The following is a 19,578-nucleotide window of genomic DNA, read 5'->3' as shown; positions in this document are numbered from 1 at the left end:
GGTTCCGATTTGACGGATCGTCAGCCACACTGGCGCGATGCGACGTCAGACTCTCCACTCGACCGGCCGCCGGGGCACCGTGATCGCCGCCTCGGCGGCCGTGCTGTGTCTGGGCGGCGCGCTGGCCGCCTGCGCCGGCGGGACGGCGGGCGAGGCCTATGTGGCGGTGGGGGCGGCCGGTACGGAGCGGACGCCGTCCGGGGCGGTGGCGCCGTCGGGGAAGGTGACCCTGGTGCCGCTGGACCGGCGCGGCGCGGACGGCGGACCCGGACCGGACGCCTCCGCCACCGGCCCCGGAGGCGCGGGTACGGGAACGGCGGGTACGGGAGCGGCGGGCGGAAACGGATCCGGGACGCCTCCCGGGGGCGCCGGAGCGCCGGGAAGCACCGGAAACCCCGCGGGGACCGGGGGTGCGGGCGCCGGGCACGACGGGGCCCCGGCCGGCACGGGCGGAGCCGGCGCGGACGGCGGCACCGGCCGGGGCGGCGGCACGGGCGGCTCCCCCGGGACCGGTCCCGGGGGCGGCGCGGGCGGGGGTGCGGGAGGCCCGGGCGGCGATCCCTCGGGCCCGTCGTCCCCCGGTCCCTCCGTACCGCCCGGACCGCCCGTGCTGACGGTCGGCGCGCCGCAACGGGCGGCGGCCGACGAGCGCTGGTGCGAGAAGGTGACCGTGGAGTTCACCAACACCGGGGGGTCGCCGGCCCGCGCGGGGACCGTCACGTTCGCCACGCATGTCATCGGCGGGCTGGGCGTCGACTGGGCGACCATCGAGTCGTCCGCGCCGCTGCCGACGCCGATCGGCGCGGGAGCGACGCGGACGAAGACGTACACCGTCTGCGTGGACGCCTGGCGGGTGCCGCTGGGAATGCACGTGGAGACCCGGGACGTGACCGCCGCGGTGAAGGACGCGGACGCCTCGCCGTAGGACCCCGAGCCGAGGCGCCCCTTCACGGGACCTCATGGAGGAGACGCGGAGTCCCACGGAGGCGGTGAAGGGGTCCGGTCGGGCGGGCCGGACACGGAGGACGGGGTACGGAGGACGGGTTGCGGGAGAGGTCGGCGCGCCGGTCAGCCGAGCGCGAGCCAGGCGACCGCGGCGAGGACGACGATCACCGCGACGACGGCGACGATCACCCCGGTCTTCGGTCCGGACGGGGCGGCGGCCTGCTGCCGGCGCTGCGGCTCGCCCTCGTCGACGAAGGCGCGGAACATCTGGGTGCTGCCGGCCGGGTCGTGGTTGCCCTCGGGGCCCTGGGGGGCGTGGGGGTTGTGTGCCATGTGCCAGGACCCTAGCGAACTCGGCGTTACGGCCCAACCCCCGGGTCGCCGAAGCGAGCTGACGCCGGACCGTGTTCCGCAGGGCGCCCCGCGACGAGCACGGAACACATCACGCAACCCGCCTCGGAACGGACACCCGGCGCGGCCCCGGAGCGGGCACCCGGCGCGCCCGACCGTGGCGTAAGACACACCGCCCGATCCCGGCCCCGGCCACCGCCTCCGCCTCCGGTCGTCGAGGCGCACTCCCCCTCGTACGCCCGCCGACGCGCCCCGCCGCGCCTTCCGAGCCTCGCGCCTCGTACGGGCAGCACCCCGCCGTGCCCCGCGTCCGACCCTCCTCGCGCCCCTCGTACGCCCCACGACGGCCCCGCGCCTTCCGAGCCTCGCGCCTCGTACGGACAGCGCCCCGCCGCGCCCCGCGCCCGGTCGCCCTCGCGCCCCTCGCACGCCCCACGACGCCCCCGCGCGCCTCGCCCACCACCTCGCCCACCACCGCACCTCCGACGCGTCTCCTGTGGCGGGAGACACATCCGTCCCGGGCCGCGTCCCGCACGCTGGGGGTTTGACCGGGGGCCGACGCGGCCTTTTGCGTTCCTTTACTTCTGCAAGCCCACTTTCGTTTGCCTGCAGCAACCAACGGCTTTTATGGTTGCCCTAAGCAACAAGATGCACCGGTGAGATGTCTGGGGGTCCCGTGGCCGCACGGAGTCAGTACGAGGAACTGGCCCGACAGCTCAGTGCCGTCGGGGCCGTCAAGCGAGGTCTCGCCCGCATCCTGCCCGCCGAATGCCCTGCCGGCTCCGCCGCCGTGCTCGCCCTTCTCAGGCAGCACGGCGAGATGCGGATCAGCAGGCTCGCCGAGCTGCTGGACGTCGACATGTCGGTCACCAGCCGGCACGTCGCTCATGTGGCGGAGCACGGCTGGATCGAACGGTCCTCGGACCCGACGGACAAACGGTCCCGCATCCTGCGGCTGACCCCGGCCGGGCGCGACGTGCTCAGTGATCTGAACCGCCGCACCACCGAGATGTTCGCCCACAACCTCTCCGACTGGTCCGACGAGGACGTCGGCCGGCTCAACAGCCTCCTGGCCCGGCTGCGCGACAGTTTCGCCTGTCGCGGCTCCGGCGGGTGCGTCCCCGGAACGCACAGCGGCGAGTGCCGCACGCGGCCCTCCGGCGGCGACACCGTCTCGCACACCCGTACACCTGTGTAACAGAAGCAAAGACAAGGAACTCAATGGCTACAACCACACCGACCGGTGTGCGGGGCGGCCACGCCAAGCACGGGGGAACACCCGATCCCTCGTCCGGCGCGCCGATGACACACCGGCAGATCATGGAAGCACTGACCGGGCTGATGCTCGGCATGTTCGTCGCGATCCTGTCGTCGACGGTCGTCTCCAACGCCCTGCCGCACATCATCTCCGACCTCGGCGGCGGCCAGAGCGCCTACACCTGGGTCGTCACGGCCTCGCTGCTGGCGATGACCGCCACCACCCCCCTGTGGGGCAAGCTCGCGGACCTGTTCAGCAAGAAGCTGCTGGTCCAGATAGCCCTCGTCATCTTCGTCGCGGGATCGGTCGTCGCCGGTCTGTCGACCAGCAGCGGCATGCTGATCGCCTGCCGCGTCGTCCAGGGCATAGGCACCGGCGGTCTCTCCGCCCTCGCGCAGATCGTGATGGCGGCGATGATCGCCCCGCGCGAGCGCGGCCGTTACAGCGGATACATCGGCGCGGTGTTCGCCGTCGCCACCGTCGGCGGTCCGCTGCTGGGCGGTGTCATCACCGACACCAGCTGGATGGGCTGGCGCTGGTGCTTCTACGTCGGTGTCCCGTTCGCCGTCGTCGCGCTGATCGTGCTCCAGAAGACGCTGAAGCTCCCGGTCGTGAAGCGTGAGGTCAAGGTCGACTGGGCGGGCGCGTTCTTCATCAGCGCCGCCGTGTCGCTGCTGCTCATCTGGGTGACCTTCGCGGGCGACAAGTACGACTGGATCTCCTGGCAGACCGCCGTGATGGTCCTCGGCTCCATCGCGCTCGGCGCGGTCTTCGCCGTCGTCGAGACCCGGGCCAGCGAGCCGATCATCCCGCTGCGCCTCTTCCGCAACCGCACCATCACGCTGGCGTCGCTGGCCTCGCTGTTCGTCGGCATCGCGATGTTCGCGGGCACGGTGTTCTTCAGCCAGTACTTCCAGCTGGCGCGCGGCAAGTCGCCGACGATGTCCGGCGTCATGACGATCCCGATGATCGGCGGCCTGTTCATCTCCTCGACGGTCTCCGGCCAGATCATCACCAAGACCGGCCGCTGGAAGGCATGGCTGGTCAGCGGCGGCGCCCTGGTCACCGCCGGACTCGGTCTGCTGGGCACCATCCGCTACGACACGGCGTACTGGCACATCGCGATCTACATGGCCGTCATGGGTCTCGGCATCGGCATGATGATGCAGAACCTGGTGCTGGCCACGCAGAACCAGGTCGCGCCGGCCGACCTCGGCTCGGCCAGCTCCGTCGTCACCTTCTTCCGTTCCCTCGGCGGTGCGGTCGGCGTCTCGGCGCTGGGCGCCGTGCTGGGCAACCGGGTCACCCACTACGTCAAGGACGGCCTCAAGGCGCTCGGCCCCGAGGGCGCGGCCCTGGGCCACGGCGGCACGGGCGGCGGGGGCATCCCCGACCTGGACAAGCTGCCCGCGCCGTTCCGCACGGTCATGGAGAGCGCCTACGGGCACGGTGTCGCCGACGTCTTCCTGTACGCCGCGCCGGCCGCGCTGCTCGCCTTCCTGATCACGCTCTTCATCAAGGAGGTCGCGCTGAAGTCGAACGCGGCGGGCGCCTCCCCGGTCACGGACGAGACGCCGGTCGCGGACCAGGCCCCGGCCGTCGAGCAGGCTCCGGTCCCCGCGGCCGTCGCGGCCACGGCCGCCGACGCGGCGCAGGCCGTCCCGGCTTCGGCCGTCCCGGAGACCGCGGCGGCCCCGGCCGCCTCCGCGGGAGGGACGTCCGTACACGGTGTGGTGCGCGGTGCGGAGGGCGCGCCCGTCGCCCGGGCCGCCGTCACGCTGATCTCGCTGGCCGGCCGCCAGCTGGGGCGCTCCGTCGCCCAGGCCGACGGCAGCTACGCGCTGGACGCGCCGGGCACCGGCAGCTACGTGCTGATCGCGTCCGCCGACGGCTTCCAGCCGCAGGCGTCCACCGTGGTCGTCGGCGACGAGCCGCTGTCGTACGACATCCTGCTCTCCGGCACGAGCGGCCTGGCCGGGTCCGTGCGGTCCGCCGAGAGCTCGGCGCCGATCGAGGGCGCCATGGTCGTCGTCACCGATGTGCGCGGCGATGTGCTGGCGACCGGCAGCTCCGACGAGACCGGCGAGTTCGCCTTCGGTGAGCTGGTCCCCGGTCCGGTGACCGTCGCGGTGAACGCGGCCGGGTTCCGTCCGCTGGCGCTGCCGGTGGAGATCGGCGGCCAGGGCGTCACCCGGATCGAGGCCGCGCTGCAGTCCGGCGCCCTGGTGCGCGGCGTCGTGCGGGCCGGTTCCGGCCGGCGCCCGCTGGCCGACGCCCGGGTCACCCTGGTCGACGCGGCGGGCAACGTGGTCGCCACGTCGACGACCGGAGAGGACGGGGCGTACGCCTTCACCGACCTGGACGCGGGCGAGTACTCGCTCATCGCGACCGGCTACCCCCCGGTGGCGGGCGCGCTCACCGTGACGGGCGCCGGCGTCGACGGCCACGACGTCCAGCTCGCCCACCCCGGCGAGTAATCACAGACCCCTGGCGGATCGGCGTCCCGAGCGGAGACGCTGTACCGGCCAGTGGAAATGGGCCCCGGCGGCGGGGACGGCAGGCAGGGGACGGCCGGCCGGTCCCGCCCCGGGGCCCGACTCTTCGAGTCACCGACTCATCGAGTCACCGGGCCACTGAGCCACTGAGTCCTTGAGCAAGGAGAGAGAACGGGATGGGACTTCGCGCACAGGTACAGACGCGGGACGGCTGGGCGGTCCAGCACGCCGTCGTGACGGTCACCGACATGACCGGCGCGCAGGTGCTGCGGGCCACCGCCGACGAGGACGGGACGGTGCGGACGGACACCTCCCTGCCGGCCGGCGCGTACACGGTGATCGTCACCGCGGTCGGGTACGCCCCGGCCGCCTCCACCGCGCTCGTCACGGCGAGCGGGCGGGTCGAGGCCGGCACGGTGGTGCTGGCCCGGCAGGGCGGGGTGGAGCTGCCGCCGCCGGGCGCCTGGTCGCTGGACCCGGCGCACTCCTCGGTCGTCGCGGTCGCGCAGCACCTGGGGATCTCCAGCGTGCGGGGGCGGTTCACCGAGTTCAGCGGCCGGATCGAGATAGCGGACGAGATCCATCGCTCCCGGGTCGACGCCGTCATCGGCGCGGCGAGCATCGACACCGGCAACGGCATGCGCGACAAGCACCTGCGTTCGCCGGACTTCCTGGACGTGGACCGCTTCCCGGAGATCACGTACCGCTCCCACGGGCTGGAGCCGGCGGGCCCCGACCGCTGGACCGTGCACGGCGTGCTCTCGCTGCACGGCGTCGAGCGCCCGGTGGACCTGAACCTGAACTACCTGGGCACCGGCCCGGACCCGTGGGGCGGGGTGCGCGCGGCGTTCAGCGCCACGACGGAGCTGCGGCGCGAGGAGTTCGCCATGAACTACAACCAGGTGGTGCAGGCGGGCATCGCGGCGATCGGCACGACCCTTCGGGTGGAACTGGACATCCAGGCGGTGCAGGGCGAGTCACTGCCGTCGTAACCTGCGGACATGGCACCCCACATCGCTACGAACACCACCGTGGACCTCGACGGGCTGCTGGCCTTCGTACGGCCCAGGCACCGGGCGATCCTGCTGACCGCCCGGTCCGACGGCCGCCCCCAGGGCTCCCCGCTGACCTGCGGGGTCGACGACGCGGGCCGGATCGTCGTCTCGACCTACCCCGAACGGGCCAAGACCCGCAACGCGAAGCGGGACCCGCGGGTCAGCCTGATCGTCCTCTCCGACGACTGGAACGGGCCGTGGGTGCAGGTCGACGGCTCGGCCGAGGTGATCGACTCCCCGGACTCGGTCGAGCCGCTCGTCGAGTACTTCCGGAACATCTCGGGTGAGCACCCGGACTGGGACGAGTACCGGGCGGCGATGGTGAAGCAGGGGAAGTCGATCATCCGGATCACTCCGGAACGCTGGGGTCCGGTGGCCACCGGCGGCTTCCCGGCGCGTCTGGCGCCCGGCAGCTGACGGGGCCGGCGGGGCTTGCGGGGCCGGTGGGGCTTGTAGGGCCGGGGGGCTTGTAGGGACAGCGACCGGTGGGGTTTGTGAGGCCGGTGGTCGGCCCCGGTGAGGCCGGTGGTCGGCCCCGCCGGTCGCCCTATCGGTCGCCGGTCCGGTCCCGCATCGCCTCGATGCCGGTGATCATCAGGTCGAGCGCGTAGGTGAAGTCCCGGTCGCGCATCTCCTCGACCGTGCCGCCGCCGCGGGCCGACATCACCTTCTCCGAGGACTCGATCACCTGACCGAGCTGCGGCTGGCCGCGGACCGCGCTCATGGCCTGCTGGTAGTACTCCTCCTGGCTCATCTCCGCCTGCGCGCTGCGCTGCGCGAAGTGGCCCTCGATGGTGCCGAACCCGTACACGAACTGGAAGACCGCGGCGATCGCCCCGGCCTGACGTTCCAGCGGCAGGCCGGTCGCCCGGATCACGTCCAGGACGGCGCGCGACATCGCCAGGGCGTGCGGCCCGATGTTCAGGAAGTGCCCGGCGAGATCCGCGGCCCAGACGTGCCGGACGATCAGCTCCCGGTACTGCGTCGCGAGTTCGCGGAGCCGCTCGTGCCAGTGGCCGTCCTCGCTCGGGGGGCGGATCTCGCTGTAGACCGAGTCGAGGGCCAGTTCCAGCAGGTCGTCCTTGGTGTCCACGTACCAGTAGAGGGACATGGCGGTGACGCCCAGCTCGGCGGCGAGGCGGCGCATGGAGAACTTGCCGAGCCCCTCGGCGTCCAGCAGCCGCACCGAAGCGGCGACGATCCGCTCCCGGTCGAGACCGGCCGGCTGATCCGCCCGGCGGGTGCGCGACGGCGCCCGGTCCAGCCACACGCTGGTCCTGGCGGGGTTCTTCACACGGTCGGCCGCGGACACCATGGCGCACTCTCCTCGTCTTGCCGGCGGGGCACACCGATCCGCCCCGCACGCGCGGAACGCCCGCACGCGCCCGCGCGGAACGCCCGCGCCCGCGCGTCCCCGCGGACGCCGATGCGTACGGCTCGTACGGCCCGTGCCGTCCGACGCGCCCCGCCCTGATGCTATGCCGCCGCCGCGGGCTCGGTGGAGTCCGGCCGGGGGGACTCGTCCCGTTCCGCGCGGCGCAGGAGCGCCGCCGCCAGCAGGCCGCCGGCCAGCACCGCCACCGCCCCGGCCAGCTGGCTGGCCTCCAGGCCCGAGGCGAACGCGTCGGTGATCCGCGCCCGTTCGCCCGCGTCGGCGGCCGAGGCCAGCGCGACGGGCAGCGAGGCGGCGCCCACCGCGGCGGGCACGAGCGACGCGAAGCGCGAGTTCAGCACCGCACCGAGGACGGCGACGCCCAGACCGTTGCCGAATTCGGCGAGCGTGCCGTTGACCCCGGCGCCCACGCCCGCCTTCTCCGGCGGAATGGCGCTCATGATCGCGTTGGCCATGGCCGGCATGGCGAGCGCGATGCCCGCGCCCATCACGACCAGGCCCAACAGCATGCCGCCGTAGCCGTCGCCGCCGAGCAGCGCGATCGCGGCCAGCCCCGCGGCCAGCAGGCTCATCCCGGCCGCGATGGTGACGGGCGTGCCCAGCCTGGGCACCAGCCGGGCGCCGAGCCCGGAGAGGTTGAGCACGACGACGCTCAGCGCCAGCGGAGCCGTGCGCAACCCGGCCTCCAGCGGCCCGTAGCCGAGCACGAACTGGAGCTGCTGGGTGAGCAGGAAGAGCGAGCCGCCCATCCCGAAGGCGACCAGGATCGCGCCGGCGACGGCCCCGACGAACTTCCGGTCCCGGAAGAAGTGCATGTCCAGCATCGGGTACGGGATCCGCAGCTCCCACAGCACGAACCCGGCGAGGACGACGACCCCGACGAGAGCGGTCAGCAGCACCCGGCCGGACGTCCAGCCGTGCTCCGGCCCGGAGATGATCGCGTACACGACGGACGCCATGCCGATCGTGGAGAGCAGCGCGCCGAGCAGGTCGGGGCGGTCGCCCCGGGAGTTCCTGGACTCCGGGACGAGCCGGGCCACGGCGACCAGGCCGAGAACGGCGACGGGGATGTTGATCAGGAAGATCGCGCCCCACCAGAAGTGGTCGAGCATCACCCCGCCGATCAGCGGGCCGACGGCGAAGCCGAGCGAGTTGACGGTCGCCCAGACGCCGATCGCCCTGACCCGCTCGGCCTCGTCGAAGATCTGGACGACGACGGCGAGGGTCGTGGTCATCAGCAGCGCGCCGCCGATGCCCATGCCGGCCCGCGCGGCGATCAGCTGCGCGGACGACTGCGCCATTCCGGCGACCAGCGAACCGACGCCGAAGAGGGCGAGCCCGGCGAGCAGCATCCTCTTGCGGCCGTAGCGGTCGGCGGAGCTGCCCGCCGTGAGCAGCAGGCCCGACTGGACGAGCGAGTAGGCGTTGATCATCCACTGCACATCGGCGGTGGACGCGTCCAGCTCCCGGGTGAGGGAGGGGATCGCGACGTTGAGGACGGTGTTGTCGAGCAGCACGGTGAGCTGGGCGAGGCAGATGACGCCGAGGATCAGCCAGCGCTGCGGATGGCGGCTCGGCGGTGCGTGCCCGTTCTGCTCGGCGGCGGTAGTCGCCATGCGGACTCCCGGGTGACTTATACGGCGTACAGGAGGATGATTGCTATACAGCGTAAGTCCGTCTCATACGGCGTACAACTCTTTTACGCCGCCACGGGCCCGTGCCGTGGCCCACCGCCGCCGAGACCACGGGCCGACGCTCTTCCGCCCGTCCGCCCGTCCGCGCTTCCGCTCGCCCGTCCCTCCGCTCGCCCGCGCTCCTCCGTTCGTCCCCGCTCGCCGCCTCGGCCGCCAGCGCCGCCCGCACTGCCTGCCGGCTGCTCGACCGGCTACTCGCCGGGCTTGATGAGGTACCCCGCCCCACGCCGGGTGTGGATCATCGGCGTCCGGCCGCGGTCGATCTTCTTGCGCAGATACGAGATGTACAGCTCGACGACGTTCGCCTGTCCGCCGAAGTCGTAGTTCCACACCCGGTCCAGGATCTGCGCCTTGCTCAGCACCCGCCGCGGATTGCGCATCAGGAAGCGCAGCAGCTCGAACTCGGTGGCCGTGAGATGGATGGCGGCGCCGCCCCGGCTCACCTCGTGGCTGTCCTCGTCCAGGACCAGGTCCCCGACGACGAGCGACGACTCGGCGCGCACGGCCGCCGCCGGGCCGGACCGCCGGATCAGCCCGCGCAGCCGGGCCACGACCTCCTCCAGGCCGAACGGCTTGGTGACGTAGTCGTCGCCGCCCGCGGTCAGCCCGGCGATCCGCTCCCCGACCGCGTCCCGCCCGGTCAGGAACAGCACGGGCACCTCGGCGAGCTCCCGCCGCAGCCCGCCGAGCACCGCGAACCCGTCCGTGTCCGGGAGCATCACGTCGAGGACCACCGCGTCGGGCCTGAAGTCCCGCGCCATCCGCACGGCCTCGGCGGCGCTCCCGGCGCTGCGCACCTCCCAGCCCTCGTAGCGCAGTGCCATGGAGAGCAGTTCGGTGAGCGCGGCCTCGTCGTCGACCACGAGCACGCGGACGCGGGAACGGCCGGCCGCGGACGGCCCGGTGCGTCGCCGGGCCGGCTCGACAGGTCCCTCGGGCAGTTCGGTACGCCCCTGGGGCGAGATCGTCGTCCTCATGCCTCAACCCTGTGAGGCTCCTCTGAGAGACGTCTTTCCCGATTCTGTGAATTCTCTGAGAAAGGCGCCGGGCCCCAGGCCCCGGGCCGGCCGTTCGAGCCGCCCATCGGAGCAGCCCGCCCGCCGGAGCAGCCCGCCCGCCGGAGCAGCCCGTCCGAGCAGCCCGCCCGCCGGAGCAGCCCGTCCGAGCAGCCCGCCCGGAAGCGGCGCGTCCGCGCTCAGGCGGGCCCGAACAGCGCCCTCGCGTTGCCGTGGCAGACCGCCCGCAGCCAGTCGTCGCCCAGCTCCAGCCGTTCCAGCGCGTGCAGCTGATGCGCGTACGGATACGGGATGTTCGGGAAGTCCGTGCCCAGCAGGATCCGGTCCCCGAGCGCGGCGAGCCGCCCCCGTTCGGCCGCCGGGAACGGGCTCGTCCTCTCCGTGAAGTCCGTGAACGCCATCGTCGTGTCCAGCCGCACCTCCGGGTACGTCTCGGCCAGCGCCAGGAACTCCGCGTACTCCGGCATCCCCAGGTGCGCCACGACCAGCCGCAGCCGCGGATGGCGGGCCAGCAGCCGGGCGATCGGCTCCGGCCCGGTGTGGCGGCCGGGCGCCGGTCCGGAGCCGCAGTGCGTGACCACCGGGATCCCGGCCTCGGCGAGCAGCCCCCACACCGGGTCCAGCGACGGGTCGCCGGGGTCGTACCCGCCGACCTGGACATGCGCCTTGAAGACCCTCGCCCCCGCCTCCACCGCCTCGCGCACATACCGCTCGGCGCCCGCCTCCGGGAAGAAGGTCGCGGTGTGCAGGCAGTCCGGCACCCGGCGCGCGAACCCGGCCGCCCACTCGTTCAGCCAGGCGGCCATCCCCGGCTTGTGCGGATAGAGCATCGAGGTGAACCGCAGCACGCCGAACGAGCGCAGCAGCGCCAGCCGTTCGTCCTCGTCGTGCCGGTACTCGATCGGCCACTCCATGGCCGTCAGCGGGCCGGCCGCGTCGAAGTACGCCCAGACCTTGCGCAGCACCCGTTCCGGCATGAAGTGCGTGTGGACGTCGATGATCCCGGGCAGCCCCAGCCGTTCCCAGAACCGTACGACGTCGTCGGCGTCACCCGTCTTCACGCAGCGCACCCCTCCCGCGGCCGGGGCGGCGCGTCCCGCCGCCCGAATCCGAAGTCCCTTGGGGAACTCCGAAGTTCTCTGATCAATTCCGAAGTTCCTTGATCAGGCCCGAAATTCCCTGATCGGGTCCGACGATCTCAGAACAGCCCGCCCTGCACCGCACCGCCCCCGAGACCGGCCACCGGCACCCCCACCCCGGCCCGCGCGTCGGCGCCCGTCAGCTCCCACCCGGTCATCAGCCGGGTGTCCAGCACCACGACCCCGTCCGACGCCGTCTCCAGATGCAGGTCCGGCCCGGCCGCCGCCACCAGCCGCCCCGCGACCGCGCCCCCGTCCACCAGCTCGGTGACCGCGGACGTCACCTCGACCGTGCCGCCCAGCCCGAACAGCCCGGCGTGGTCGACCGCGTCGAACGGCAGCCGTTCCAGCGTCTCCGGCCAGCCCGTCCCCTCCAGCGCCACGGCCCGGCCGTGGAGCCCGGCCACCTCGGCCCGCCGTTCCTCCAGCCCCGGCAGCGTCGCGCGCGCGGCCCGCTTCGCGGCGTACGGGATACGGTCCGGCACCCCGAGCGCCGACCGCAGCAGTTCCTCGGTCCGCCGGGCCGCCATCAGCGGCCCCCGCCCCAGCCAGCTGAACACCACGGCCCCCTGCTCCCGCAGCCGTGCCGCCCCGCGCTCCTCGGCGGTGATCCCGACCTTCACCATTCCCGGCCCGAACCAGGCGAGATACACCCGGTACGTGCGGGGGTCGTCGGCGATCGTGTCGGCGGCCACCGAATGCGCCCGGTCCAGCCGCGCGCACTCCGGGCATCGCGCCCCCGTGCTCCGCCCCGGCACCACGGCCCCCACGGGACACGCGTGCCCGCGCGCCCCCGCACACCGCCGCGGCCCGGCGGCCCGGAACCCGAGCTCCGTCCCGTACGCGAGCGCGCTGACCCGCGCCGCCCCGGCGCGCGACCAGCCGAGCGAGGGCCCGCCGTCCTCCGTCGGCCATCGCAGCCCCGTGCACTGCCAGCCCATGGGTGAACTCCGGACGCTCGCGGACGATGAGGGATCCCGCGATGCTACCGGGCAGCGGGCGGCGGAGGCCGGGTGAAAGGCACCACGCACCGGACGCCGGACGGCAGACCGCAGACCCCGCACGACAGACGGCAGACGCCGGACGCCGGACGGCAGGCCCCGCACGACAGACGCCGGACGGCAGGCCTCGACCGGGACGCGTCACCGGCCTCGCCGCCCCCACAGCAGCACGACCGCGAGCGCCGCGGTGGCGAGGCCCACCGACGCCGCGACCGCGGCCACGTCGCCCAGCGTCCGGGTGTACGCGGCCCTGTCCGGGCCCGGCAGCCCGAAGGGAACGCGTGAAGAGCACGTACACAGGACCGCACGGCGTCTCGTTCTGCAAGCTCTCCCACTGGTCGAGTTCGTGTGCGCAGTACCGGCGTAGCAGATCACGGAACTGGGCCAACTCCTGGTCAGACAGCGGGCCGTCATCCTGGTCAAGTGGGCGTCGCTGGTGCGATCAGCCGAGGTAGGGCCGCTCACGGTGCTCCAGGAAGTGCCGGATCCGGAGGCGCTGTGTGTGGTGCATGGGCAGCTGATCAATCTCCTCCGGCTGGACGAACCGCAACTCCGTGGACTCGTCCGAGATCGCGAGTCGGCCACCGACCACACGGGCGGTGAAGCAGACGTTGAACTGTCTGCGCACCTCGCCGTCCGAGTAGGCGATGACGTGGCGAGGGTCGGTGTATGTGCCCACGAGCCCGGTGATCTCTACGTCCAGACCTGTTTCCTCCTTCACCTCACGGACTGCTGTTCCCGGGAGCGAGTCGGTCATCTCCATGCCGCCGCCAGGTAGCGCCCAGAGATCGTTATCCCACCGGCGCTGGAGGAGCACGCGTCCTTCGTCGTCGGTAACCACGGCGGACGCGGCGACCACCAAGCTGTTCGGCTCTGGTGCCGCCGGGTCGTCGTAGTACTCGGTCCGTGCCATGATCACCCTTCGCTTACCGGCATCGCGGTCTCCCAGACCGCATCGAAGCTGCTGGCGTAGGTGTCGAACATGCCGCCCGCTCCGTCGCGTCGGGGATGCGCCGAGGAGGACGGCGATGGGCCGGACGATGGCGACAGCGCGGCCGGTGTCCTCGTAGCCGTCTGATCAGACTCGCACCCGCCCTCTGAGACGGTTGCCGTCAGACACTGCCGTCAAGGCAAAAGCCAGAGGCCCCGGATTTCTCCGGGGCCTCTGGTCTGCTGTGCACTCGGCAGGATTCGAACCTGCAACCTTCTGATCCGTAGTCAGATGCTCTATCCGTTAAGCTACGAGTGCTTGTGCTTCCCGGTTTTTTCTTCCCGGTCGGCGTTGCGGGAACAACATTACATGACCTGCGCCGTAGCGCGAAATCCATTAGCCATACCGCCCCTGACCTGCGGAAACGTCATGTTCGGCGTTGCTCGGGGAGTGCCGCGCGGCAGGCGAGGGGGCCCGCGGGCGGCCGCGCCGGGGATCTTTCGGGGAGGCCGGAGCCTCCCGCCGACCCCCCGGGATGAAACACGGCCCGGGAACGAGTCACGGACCCGGCGGGGGACGAAGCACGGAGCCGAACACGACAGAAGCCCCGTGTCCATGACACGGGGCTTCAGCCATCGAGCGGAGGCGGAGGGATTTGAACCCTCGATGGGTTTTAAGACCCAAACCGCATTAGCAGTGCGGCGCCATAGACCGGACTAGGCGACGCCTCCAGCACACCCCGCGCGAGCGCGAGTGGTGTGTGCAGATGATGACACAGGTGAGTGTCGTGCCACCAATCGCGACCTACGGTACTAGGCGGCCGGGCGCGAGGGCAAAGCCTGTGCCGGATGCGCAACGCCGTGCCGCGAGGCGCGTTAGTGAGGGAGGAGGCGTCCGGCCTCCTGTTCCCCGATCCTCCGTTCGTCACAGCCCGTCCCTCCCCGCGTATCGCGCGATCGAACTACAAGGACCACGACCGTCCTACGAGGACCACGACCGTCCACGGGGCGGTCGCGCGATCTTCCGGAGGGCCCAAGCCCAGGAGCCCGTATGCAGTACCGCCTCGTCCGTACCGCCCTGACCGCCGTCGCGTCCCTCGCCGTGCTGTCCGCCGCCGCACCGGGCGCCGCGGCGGCCCCCGGTCCGCTGCCCCTTCCCCTGCCGGTGCCGCTGCCCCTCTTCGGGAGCGACGACGCGCACACCCGGCTGACCGTGACGGTCTCGGAGGCGGGGGATCCCTCGGCCGAGGGGACCTTCGAGCTGGAGTGCGACCCCGTGGGCGGCAGCCACCCGGCGGCGGAGCACGCCTGCGAGCGGCTGGCGCAGCTGGCGGGCGAGGGCGCGGACCCGTTCGCGCCGGTGCCCAGGGGCGCCATGTGCACCCAGCAGTACGGCGGTCCCGCCGGGGCCAGGGTCACCGGCACCTGGCGGGGGCGGCACGTCGACGCGGCCTTCAGCCGGGCCGACGGCTGCGAGATCTCGCGCTGGAACAAGCTGCGGCCGGTACTCCCCAATGTGAGGTGACGCCCGCCGACGTGCGGTGACGCCCGCGGGCTGTGGTGACGCCGGCGGCGCCGCCGGCGTCGGGCATGCCTCGACGGGCCGTGCGTGTCCCGGGCCGACGTCCGGCGGGCGGCTCCCGCCCGGGGCCCGTGCGGGGGTCCGTGCGGGGGTCCGGTGCCGAGGGACGGACCGGGGCCGGCAGGCGGCGCGTGCCGTCCGCCGGGCCCGGCGGACGGGGCCGCGTACGGCGTACGGCGGGCGCGCCGCGGGCCGGTACGCCATGCCATGTCCACCGAACCTTGGTGAGAGCTCCTCCTCATCCGCCGCCCCGCGCCCCTCCCCTGCCCTTAGACTCCTTCCGTGACAGCACGCGGCCCGAGGGGCAAGATGGGGCCCGCTGTCGGCAAGGTGCGGTAATCAGGGAGGAAGCGTCTCGTGAGCAGCAGGCCGTCCCGAGGCACTGCTCGCCTCGCAGCCATACTCGATGCCCTCCCGAACGGGCTGCTGCTCGTCAACTGCAACGGCACGGTCGTCAACGCGAACTCGATCGCCCTGGAGATGTTCGAGACTCCGGGCACCGCGCTCGTCGGACGCGGGCTCCTCGATCTGCTGCCGGAGTTCGACTCCCGGCTGATCCCCGGCTCGATGCGCCGGCCCGGGCCCGCCGCCGACAACCGGGTCCGCACGAAGCCGACGCGGATGACCGCGCGCCGCACGGACGGCACCGAGTACCCGGTCGAGGTCACCAGCGCCGGGCTGGAGGACGGCCAGGCCGCGTACAACGACTTCCAGAGCGGTTACGGCGGCGGCTACACCGGCGACGAGCTGCTGATGATCGTCGTACGGGACCTGACGGGCACCGTCGACACCGAGGCCGAACTGGCCCGTTCGCAGCGGCAGACGGAGATGATCCTGCGGGCCGCGGCCGAGGGCGTCGTCGGCACGGACACGGACGGCCGGGTCGTGCTGGTCAACCCGGCCGCCGCGCAGATCCTCGGTTTCCGCGCCAGCGACCTGGGCGGGCGGGAGCTGCACACGCTGGTCCTGCACTCGCGGGCGGACGGCGAGCCGTTCCCGTACGCGGAGTCGCCGCTGGCCGACACCCTCAAGTCCGGGCGCAAGCACCGGGTGCGCGGCCAGGTCCTGTGGTCCAAGAGCGGGGCCCGGGTCCCGGTCGACCTGACCACCGCACCGGTCCGGGACGGCGACCAGCTGGTCGGCGCGGTCATGACGTTCACCGACCGCAGGCCGCACGAGGAGCTCACCGAACAGCACAGGGCCGAGGTCGACGAGCTGACCTCGCGCCACACCGCCGAGGTCGAGAAGCTGACGGCGGGCCACGCCGCCGAGATCGGCGAGCTGACGGAACGCCACGAGGCGGAACTGGCCGACCGCTCCGAGCGGTATTCGGCCGAGCTGGAGCAGCAGGCCGAACGCCTGACGGCGCTCACCGCCCGGCACGCCCAGCTCACCGCCGTGCTCGGCGGGGCGCTGCGCGGCCCGCTGGAGGAGCTGCGCGGCGAGCTCTCCACGCTCGCCGCCGACCCCGCCGGCCAGCTGTGGCCGGAGGCCAACCAGATCCTGCACCACCTGGCCGCCGGCTACGCCCGGATGACCACGCTCGTCGACAACGTGCTCGGCTACCAGCGCCTGGACGCCGGCGACGAGGCGCTGTCCAAGGCGAACGTGCTGCTCGACTCGGTCGTGACGGCCGGCATCGACGCCGCCGTCGAGCTGATCGGCCCGGGGCGCGCCCAGTTCGCCGTGCACGCGCCGCCGATCGAGGCGGAGGTGGACGCGGCCCGGCTGGTGACCGCGCTGGCCCATCTGGTCGCGGACGTCGCCGGGGTGGACTCGACCGGCAAGGCCCCCGTGGTGCCGGGCGGCGGCTATGTCGACTCGACGGTCGTCGTCGCCGCGGCGCAGCGCGGCGAGGTCGTACGGATCGAGGTGCGCGGGCCGTACGCCGGCGGGGATCCGGTGCACGAGCCGATCGTGCGCGGGATCGTGGAGGCGCACGGCGGGGTGCTGCAGACGCACGAGGTGCCGGGGATGAGCGGCAGCGCCTACGTCCTCGAAGTGCCGCTGGGCGCGGGCTCGGGGACGGTGGTGCCGGGGACGCCCGCGGCGGAGCCCGCGGCCGGGCCGGTCCCGGATGCGGCGGCCGAGCAGGAGCCGGGCGGGGCGGAGACCGCGTCGGCGCAGGGTCCGGGGGCCGCCCAGGCGGGCGGCGGGCGGCGCCGGGCGCGCCGGTCGTCCACGGACGCGTTCCTGGAGAGCCCCGTGGGCGGTTCGGGGCCGGGCGCCGGTTCCGACGAGACGCCCGCCGACGCCTCGGGGAACGCCGCGCTGCCCGAGCCGACCGGCCGGCGCCGGGCGCGCCGCGAGCACGCGGCCGAGGGCGCGCCGGAGACGCTGGGCGGTCAGGGCCCGCAGGACCGGATTCCGGTCCAGCAGGGCGAGGGATCGGGGCGCAGGCGGGGACGGCCGAGCCCGGCCGAGTCCGGCCAGTACCCGCTGCCCCCGCAGCTTCCTCCGTTGCCCCCGCTGCCGCCGTTGCCCCAGCAGGCCCCGGGCGAGCGGGGACCGGAGCAGGAGCCCCCGCTCCGGGAGTCCGCCGCCGGGCCGCAGGGCCCGGGCCAGGCGCTGGCGCTGCCCGCGGCGGCGCCGGCCGAGGGGTCGGTGGTGACGGCGGCCGAGGGCGCGCAGGGCGGCGGCCGTCCGCAGCCCGGCCGGACCGTGCCGCCCCAGGGCGTTCCGTCCGAGGTCCCGGTGCCGGTGCCCGCGGCGGGCACGCACCGGGCGGGCCGGAGCGGTGAGAACCAGCCGGCCCTGCCCGTGTCGGCCGCCCCGGCCGGTGCTCCCGCAGGTGCTTCCGGGACCGCTCCCGGGGATGCCGCCGCGGGGAGTGCCGAGAGCGCTCCGACGGGCGGGGACGGCGCGGCGCAGGCGTCCAGGCCGACCGGCCGGCGGGCCCGGCGGGCCCTGGCGGCCGCGCAGGAGCGGTCCGCGCAGGCCGAACCGGCCGGGCCGCGCACCGCGTTCGCCCTCCCGCCGGCCGACGCGGACCGGGGCGCGTCCCCGGCTCCCGGCGCGGACGCCTCGCTGCCCGGACGCCACGACGCGGCGCGCCTCGCGCCGGACGACGACCACACCCCGCCCCAGGCCCACCCGGTGCCGACCGGGCGACGCCGGGCGCGTCACGCCGACCCCCAGCAGCAGCCCGAGCACCGGCAGCCCGGACCGGACGCCGAGGACGCCGTGCCGCTCGCGTCGGCGGCGCGGCCCGGGGGCCTGCCGGGGAACGGCGCCCCGGGGCAGGGTCCGGGCGCGCCGACGGCTCCCGGCGGGCCGTCCGCCGAGCTGCCCGGCGCCCGGTCCGGCGAGGCCCCGGACCTCCCGCCCGCGGCCGGTCACACCGCCCATGCCACCGGTTCCACGGTCGGCACCGGCCCCGCCGACGGCACGGCGCCCGGCCACCCGCACGACCTCGCGCCCGGAGCGGACGCGCGGCGGCAGCCGCTGCCCGCGGAGGCGCCGATGAGCGGCGGCCCCACGGACACGCAGGGGCGCGCGTTCAGCGTGCGGACGCTCGGCCAGGGCGTGCCGTTCGCCCAGCACCTCGCCCAGCAGCCGCATCAGGCCCCCGGCGGCGCCGGACGCCGCCGCAAGCTCGCCGCGCCGCCGGAGGAGGAGCACGGCTCGCAGCCCGTGCCGCCGCAGCCATCGGCAGCCCGGCCCGCGCCCGGAGCCGCGCCCTCCGTCCCCTCCGCCCGGCCCGCCGCGGCCGGTCCCGGCACCCCGCAGGGCCCGGTTCCGGCGCAGGTCCAGCGGGCTCCCAGCGCTCCCGAGGCCCACGGTGCTCATGCCGCTCCCGGGGGACCCGGTCAGCTGCTGTCGCCCCCGGCCCCGGAGGCCGAGGGACGTGCGTACGCCATAGGCGCGCCCGACGAGGGCGCCGAGGGGCCGGAGCCGCTGGACGGGCCGGGCGGGGCGGTGGAGGTCGCCAACCGCCCGTCGCCGCGGCCGGTCGACGACGAGCTGCCCCCGGAGCCGCTGGACAACCCGCGTCGGCTGCTGGTCTGGCCGGCCCCCGACGTCGCCACCCAGCAGGCGCTGAGCGATCGCGGCTACCGGCCGGTGATCGTGCACTCGCGCGAGGAGGTCGACGCGCAGATCGCGGCGTTCCCGGCCGCGCTGTTCGTCGACCCGCTCACCGGGCCGATCACCCGCAAGGCGCTCCAGTCGCTGCGTCAGGCGGCGGTGGCGGCCGAGGTCCCGGTGCTGGTGACGGCGGGTCTGGGCCAGGCGTCGCGGGAGGCGGCGTACGGCGCCGACCCGGCCGTGCTCCTCAAGGCGCTGGCGCCGCGCGACAGCGAGCAGCATCCGCCGCGGGTGCTGCTGATCGAGGAGCACGAGGAGATCGCGCTGGCCCTGACGGAGACGCTGGAGCGCCGGGGCATGCAGGTGGGCCGGGCGGCCACGGACAGCGAGGCGGTGACGCTCGCCGGACGGATGCGGCCCAACCTGGTGGTGATGGACCTGATGCAGGTACGCCGCCGCCGGGCCGGGATCATCGACTGGCTGCGCGCCAACGGGCAGCTGAGCCGGACGCCGCTGGTCGTCTACACCTCCGCCGACATGTCGGGTTCGGACCTGCCGAAGCTCAGCACGGGCGAGACGGTGCTGTTCCTGGCCGAGCGCTCGACGAGCGAAGAGGTGCAGTCGCGGATCGTCGATCTGCTCGCGAAGATCGGCACCAACTGACGGCGCGTCCGGGGCCGCGCCTCCGGGCCC

Annotated in this window: 14 protein-coding genes, 2 tRNA genes and 1 pseudogene; 7 read left to right on the top strand and 10 right to left on the bottom strand. The window is 74.1% G+C overall.

Annotation, left to right across the window (positions count from 1 at the left end; all coding sequences use genetic code 11):
- Positions 1 to 37 precede the first annotated feature (37 nt).
- The gene (locus WA762_RS02700; protein ID WP_335932602.1) at positions 38 to 925 is read left to right on the top strand and encodes a hypothetical protein; all 888 of its coding nucleotides are present in this window, start codon (positions 38 to 40) and stop codon (positions 923 to 925) included.
- Between the two features lie 143 nt (positions 926 to 1,068).
- Here WA762_RS02700 and WA762_RS02695 read toward each other — a convergent pair whose 3' ends face one another.
- Positions 1,069 to 1,278 carry a hypothetical protein gene (locus WA762_RS02695; RefSeq protein WP_335932601.1) on the bottom strand — a complete coding sequence of 70 codons (210 nt, stop codon included), beginning with the start codon at positions 1,276 to 1,278 and terminating at the stop codon, positions 1,069 to 1,071.
- Positions 1,279 to 1,972: 694 nt separating this feature from the next.
- On the opposite strand from WA762_RS02695, the gene WA762_RS02690 reads away from it, so the two are divergent.
- From WA762_RS02690 to WA762_RS02675, 4 genes are all read left to right on the top strand, one after another.
- Complete coding sequence (locus WA762_RS02690) at positions 1,973 to 2,494, top strand: MarR family winged helix-turn-helix transcriptional regulator (protein ID WP_335932600.1); 522 nt, start codon at positions 1,973 to 1,975, stop codon at positions 2,492 to 2,494.
- Positions 2,495 to 2,598: 104 nt separating this feature from the next.
- On the top strand, positions 2,599 to 5,031 hold the full coding sequence (locus WA762_RS02685; protein ID WP_472911606.1) for an MFS transporter: 2,433 nt from the start codon (positions 2,599 to 2,601) through the stop codon (positions 5,029 to 5,031).
- Between the two features lie 194 nt (positions 5,032 to 5,225).
- Positions 5,226 to 6,041, top strand: a complete 816-nt coding sequence (locus WA762_RS02680; RefSeq protein WP_335932597.1) for a YceI family protein — start codon at positions 5,226 to 5,228, stop codon at positions 6,039 to 6,041.
- A 9-nt stretch (positions 6,042 to 6,050) separates the two neighbouring features.
- A complete protein-coding gene (locus WA762_RS02675) occupies positions 6,051 to 6,521 on the top strand; it encodes a PPOX class F420-dependent oxidoreductase (protein WP_335932595.1) in 471 nt (156 codons plus the stop codon).
- A gap of 130 nt (positions 6,522 to 6,651) precedes the next feature.
- Here WA762_RS02675 and WA762_RS02670 read toward each other — a convergent pair whose 3' ends face one another.
- From WA762_RS02670 to WA762_RS02630, 9 genes and pseudogenes are all read right to left on the bottom strand, one after another.
- Positions 6,652 to 7,419 carry a TetR/AcrR family transcriptional regulator gene (locus WA762_RS02670; RefSeq protein WP_335932592.1) on the bottom strand — a complete coding sequence of 256 codons (768 nt, stop codon included), beginning with the start codon at positions 7,417 to 7,419 and terminating at the stop codon, positions 6,652 to 6,654.
- A 161-nt stretch (positions 7,420 to 7,580) separates the two neighbouring features.
- Positions 7,581 to 9,113 (bottom strand): MFS transporter, encoded by a 1,533-nt coding sequence (locus tag WA762_RS02665; RefSeq protein WP_335932590.1) that lies wholly within the window; start codon positions 9,111 to 9,113, stop codon positions 7,581 to 7,583.
- 269 nt (positions 9,114 to 9,382) lie between these two features.
- Positions 9,383 to 10,168: a response regulator transcription factor gene (locus tag WA762_RS02660; RefSeq protein WP_335932588.1), complete on the bottom strand. Its 786-nt coding sequence runs from the start codon at positions 10,166 to 10,168 to the stop codon at positions 9,383 to 9,385.
- Between the two features lie 218 nt (positions 10,169 to 10,386).
- Positions 10,387 to 11,268 (bottom strand): amidohydrolase family protein, encoded by an 882-nt coding sequence (locus WA762_RS02655; RefSeq protein WP_335932587.1) that lies wholly within the window; start codon positions 11,266 to 11,268, stop codon positions 10,387 to 10,389.
- A 137-nt stretch (positions 11,269 to 11,405) separates the two neighbouring features.
- On the bottom strand, positions 11,406 to 12,287 hold the full coding sequence (locus WA762_RS02650) for a DUF2797 domain-containing protein (protein WP_335932585.1): 882 nt from the start codon (positions 12,285 to 12,287) through the stop codon (positions 11,406 to 11,408).
- 502 nt (positions 12,288 to 12,789) lie between these two features.
- Positions 12,790 to 13,260, bottom strand: a complete 471-nt coding sequence (locus WA762_RS02645; RefSeq protein ID WP_335932583.1) for an NUDIX domain-containing protein — start codon at positions 13,258 to 13,260, stop codon at positions 12,790 to 12,792.
- 2 nt (positions 13,261 to 13,262) lie between these two features.
- Positions 13,263 to 13,358: pseudogene (locus tag WA762_RS02640) on the bottom strand (XRE family transcriptional regulator); the annotation flags it as partial.
- 165 nt (positions 13,359 to 13,523) lie between these two features.
- Positions 13,524 to 13,596: transfer RNA gene (locus WA762_RS02635), tRNA-Arg, on the bottom strand.
- Positions 13,597 to 13,918: 322 nt separating this feature from the next.
- Positions 13,919 to 14,009: transfer RNA gene (locus tag WA762_RS02630), tRNA-Ser, on the bottom strand.
- 319 nt (positions 14,010 to 14,328) lie between these two features.
- Here WA762_RS02630 and WA762_RS02625 point away from each other — a divergent pair.
- Positions 14,329 to 14,802, top strand: a complete 474-nt coding sequence (locus tag WA762_RS02625; protein ID WP_335932581.1) for an SSI family serine proteinase inhibitor — start codon at positions 14,329 to 14,331, stop codon at positions 14,800 to 14,802.
- 414 nt (positions 14,803 to 15,216) lie between these two features.
- Complete coding sequence (locus WA762_RS02620; RefSeq protein ID WP_335932579.1) at positions 15,217 to 19,548, top strand: PAS domain-containing protein; 4,332 nt, start codon at positions 15,217 to 15,219, stop codon at positions 19,546 to 19,548.
- Positions 19,549 to 19,578 lie beyond the last annotated feature (30 nt).

Source organism: Streptomyces tyrfis (assembly GCF_037034285.1).
Classification (GTDB): Bacteria; Actinomycetota; Actinomycetes; order Streptomycetales; family Streptomycetaceae; genus Streptomyces.
The sequence above is the reverse complement of the archived record's forward strand: the minus strand, read 5'-3'. Positions and strand labels throughout refer to the sequence as shown.

Bases quoted from the DNA above. Each gene is read 5' to 3' on its own strand.
- WA762_RS02650 (WP_335932585.1), bottom strand. From the start codon at position 12,287: ATGGGCTGGCAGTGCACGGGGCTGCGATGGCCGACGGAGGACGGCGGG.
- WA762_RS02700 (WP_335932602.1), top strand. From the start codon at position 38: ATGCGACGTCAGACTCTCCACTCGACCGGCCGCCGGGGCACCGTGATC.
- WA762_RS02645 (WP_335932583.1), bottom strand. From the start codon at position 13,260: ATGGCACGGACCGAGTACTACGACGACCCGGCGGCACCAGAGCCGAAC.
- WA762_RS02675 (WP_335932595.1), top strand. From the start codon at position 6,051: ATGGCACCCCACATCGCTACGAACACCACCGTGGACCTCGACGGGCTG.
- WA762_RS02680 (WP_335932597.1), top strand. From the start codon at position 5,226: ATGGGACTTCGCGCACAGGTACAGACGCGGGACGGCTGGGCGGTCCAG.
- WA762_RS02660 (WP_335932588.1), bottom strand. From the start codon at position 10,168: ATGAGGACGACGATCTCGCCCCAGGGGCGTACCGAACTGCCCGAGGGA.
- WA762_RS02695 (WP_335932601.1), bottom strand. From the start codon at position 1,278: ATGGCACACAACCCCCACGCCCCCCAGGGCCCCGAGGGCAACCACGAC.
- WA762_RS02685 (WP_472911606.1), top strand. From the start codon at position 2,599: ATGACACACCGGCAGATCATGGAAGCACTGACCGGGCTGATGCTCGGC.
- WA762_RS02625 (WP_335932581.1), top strand. From the start codon at position 14,329: ATGCAGTACCGCCTCGTCCGTACCGCCCTGACCGCCGTCGCGTCCCTC.
- WA762_RS02665 (WP_335932590.1), bottom strand. From the start codon at position 9,113: ATGGCGACTACCGCCGCCGAGCAGAACGGGCACGCACCGCCGAGCCGC.
- WA762_RS02670 (WP_335932592.1), bottom strand. From the start codon at position 7,419: ATGGTGTCCGCGGCCGACCGTGTGAAGAACCCCGCCAGGACCAGCGTG.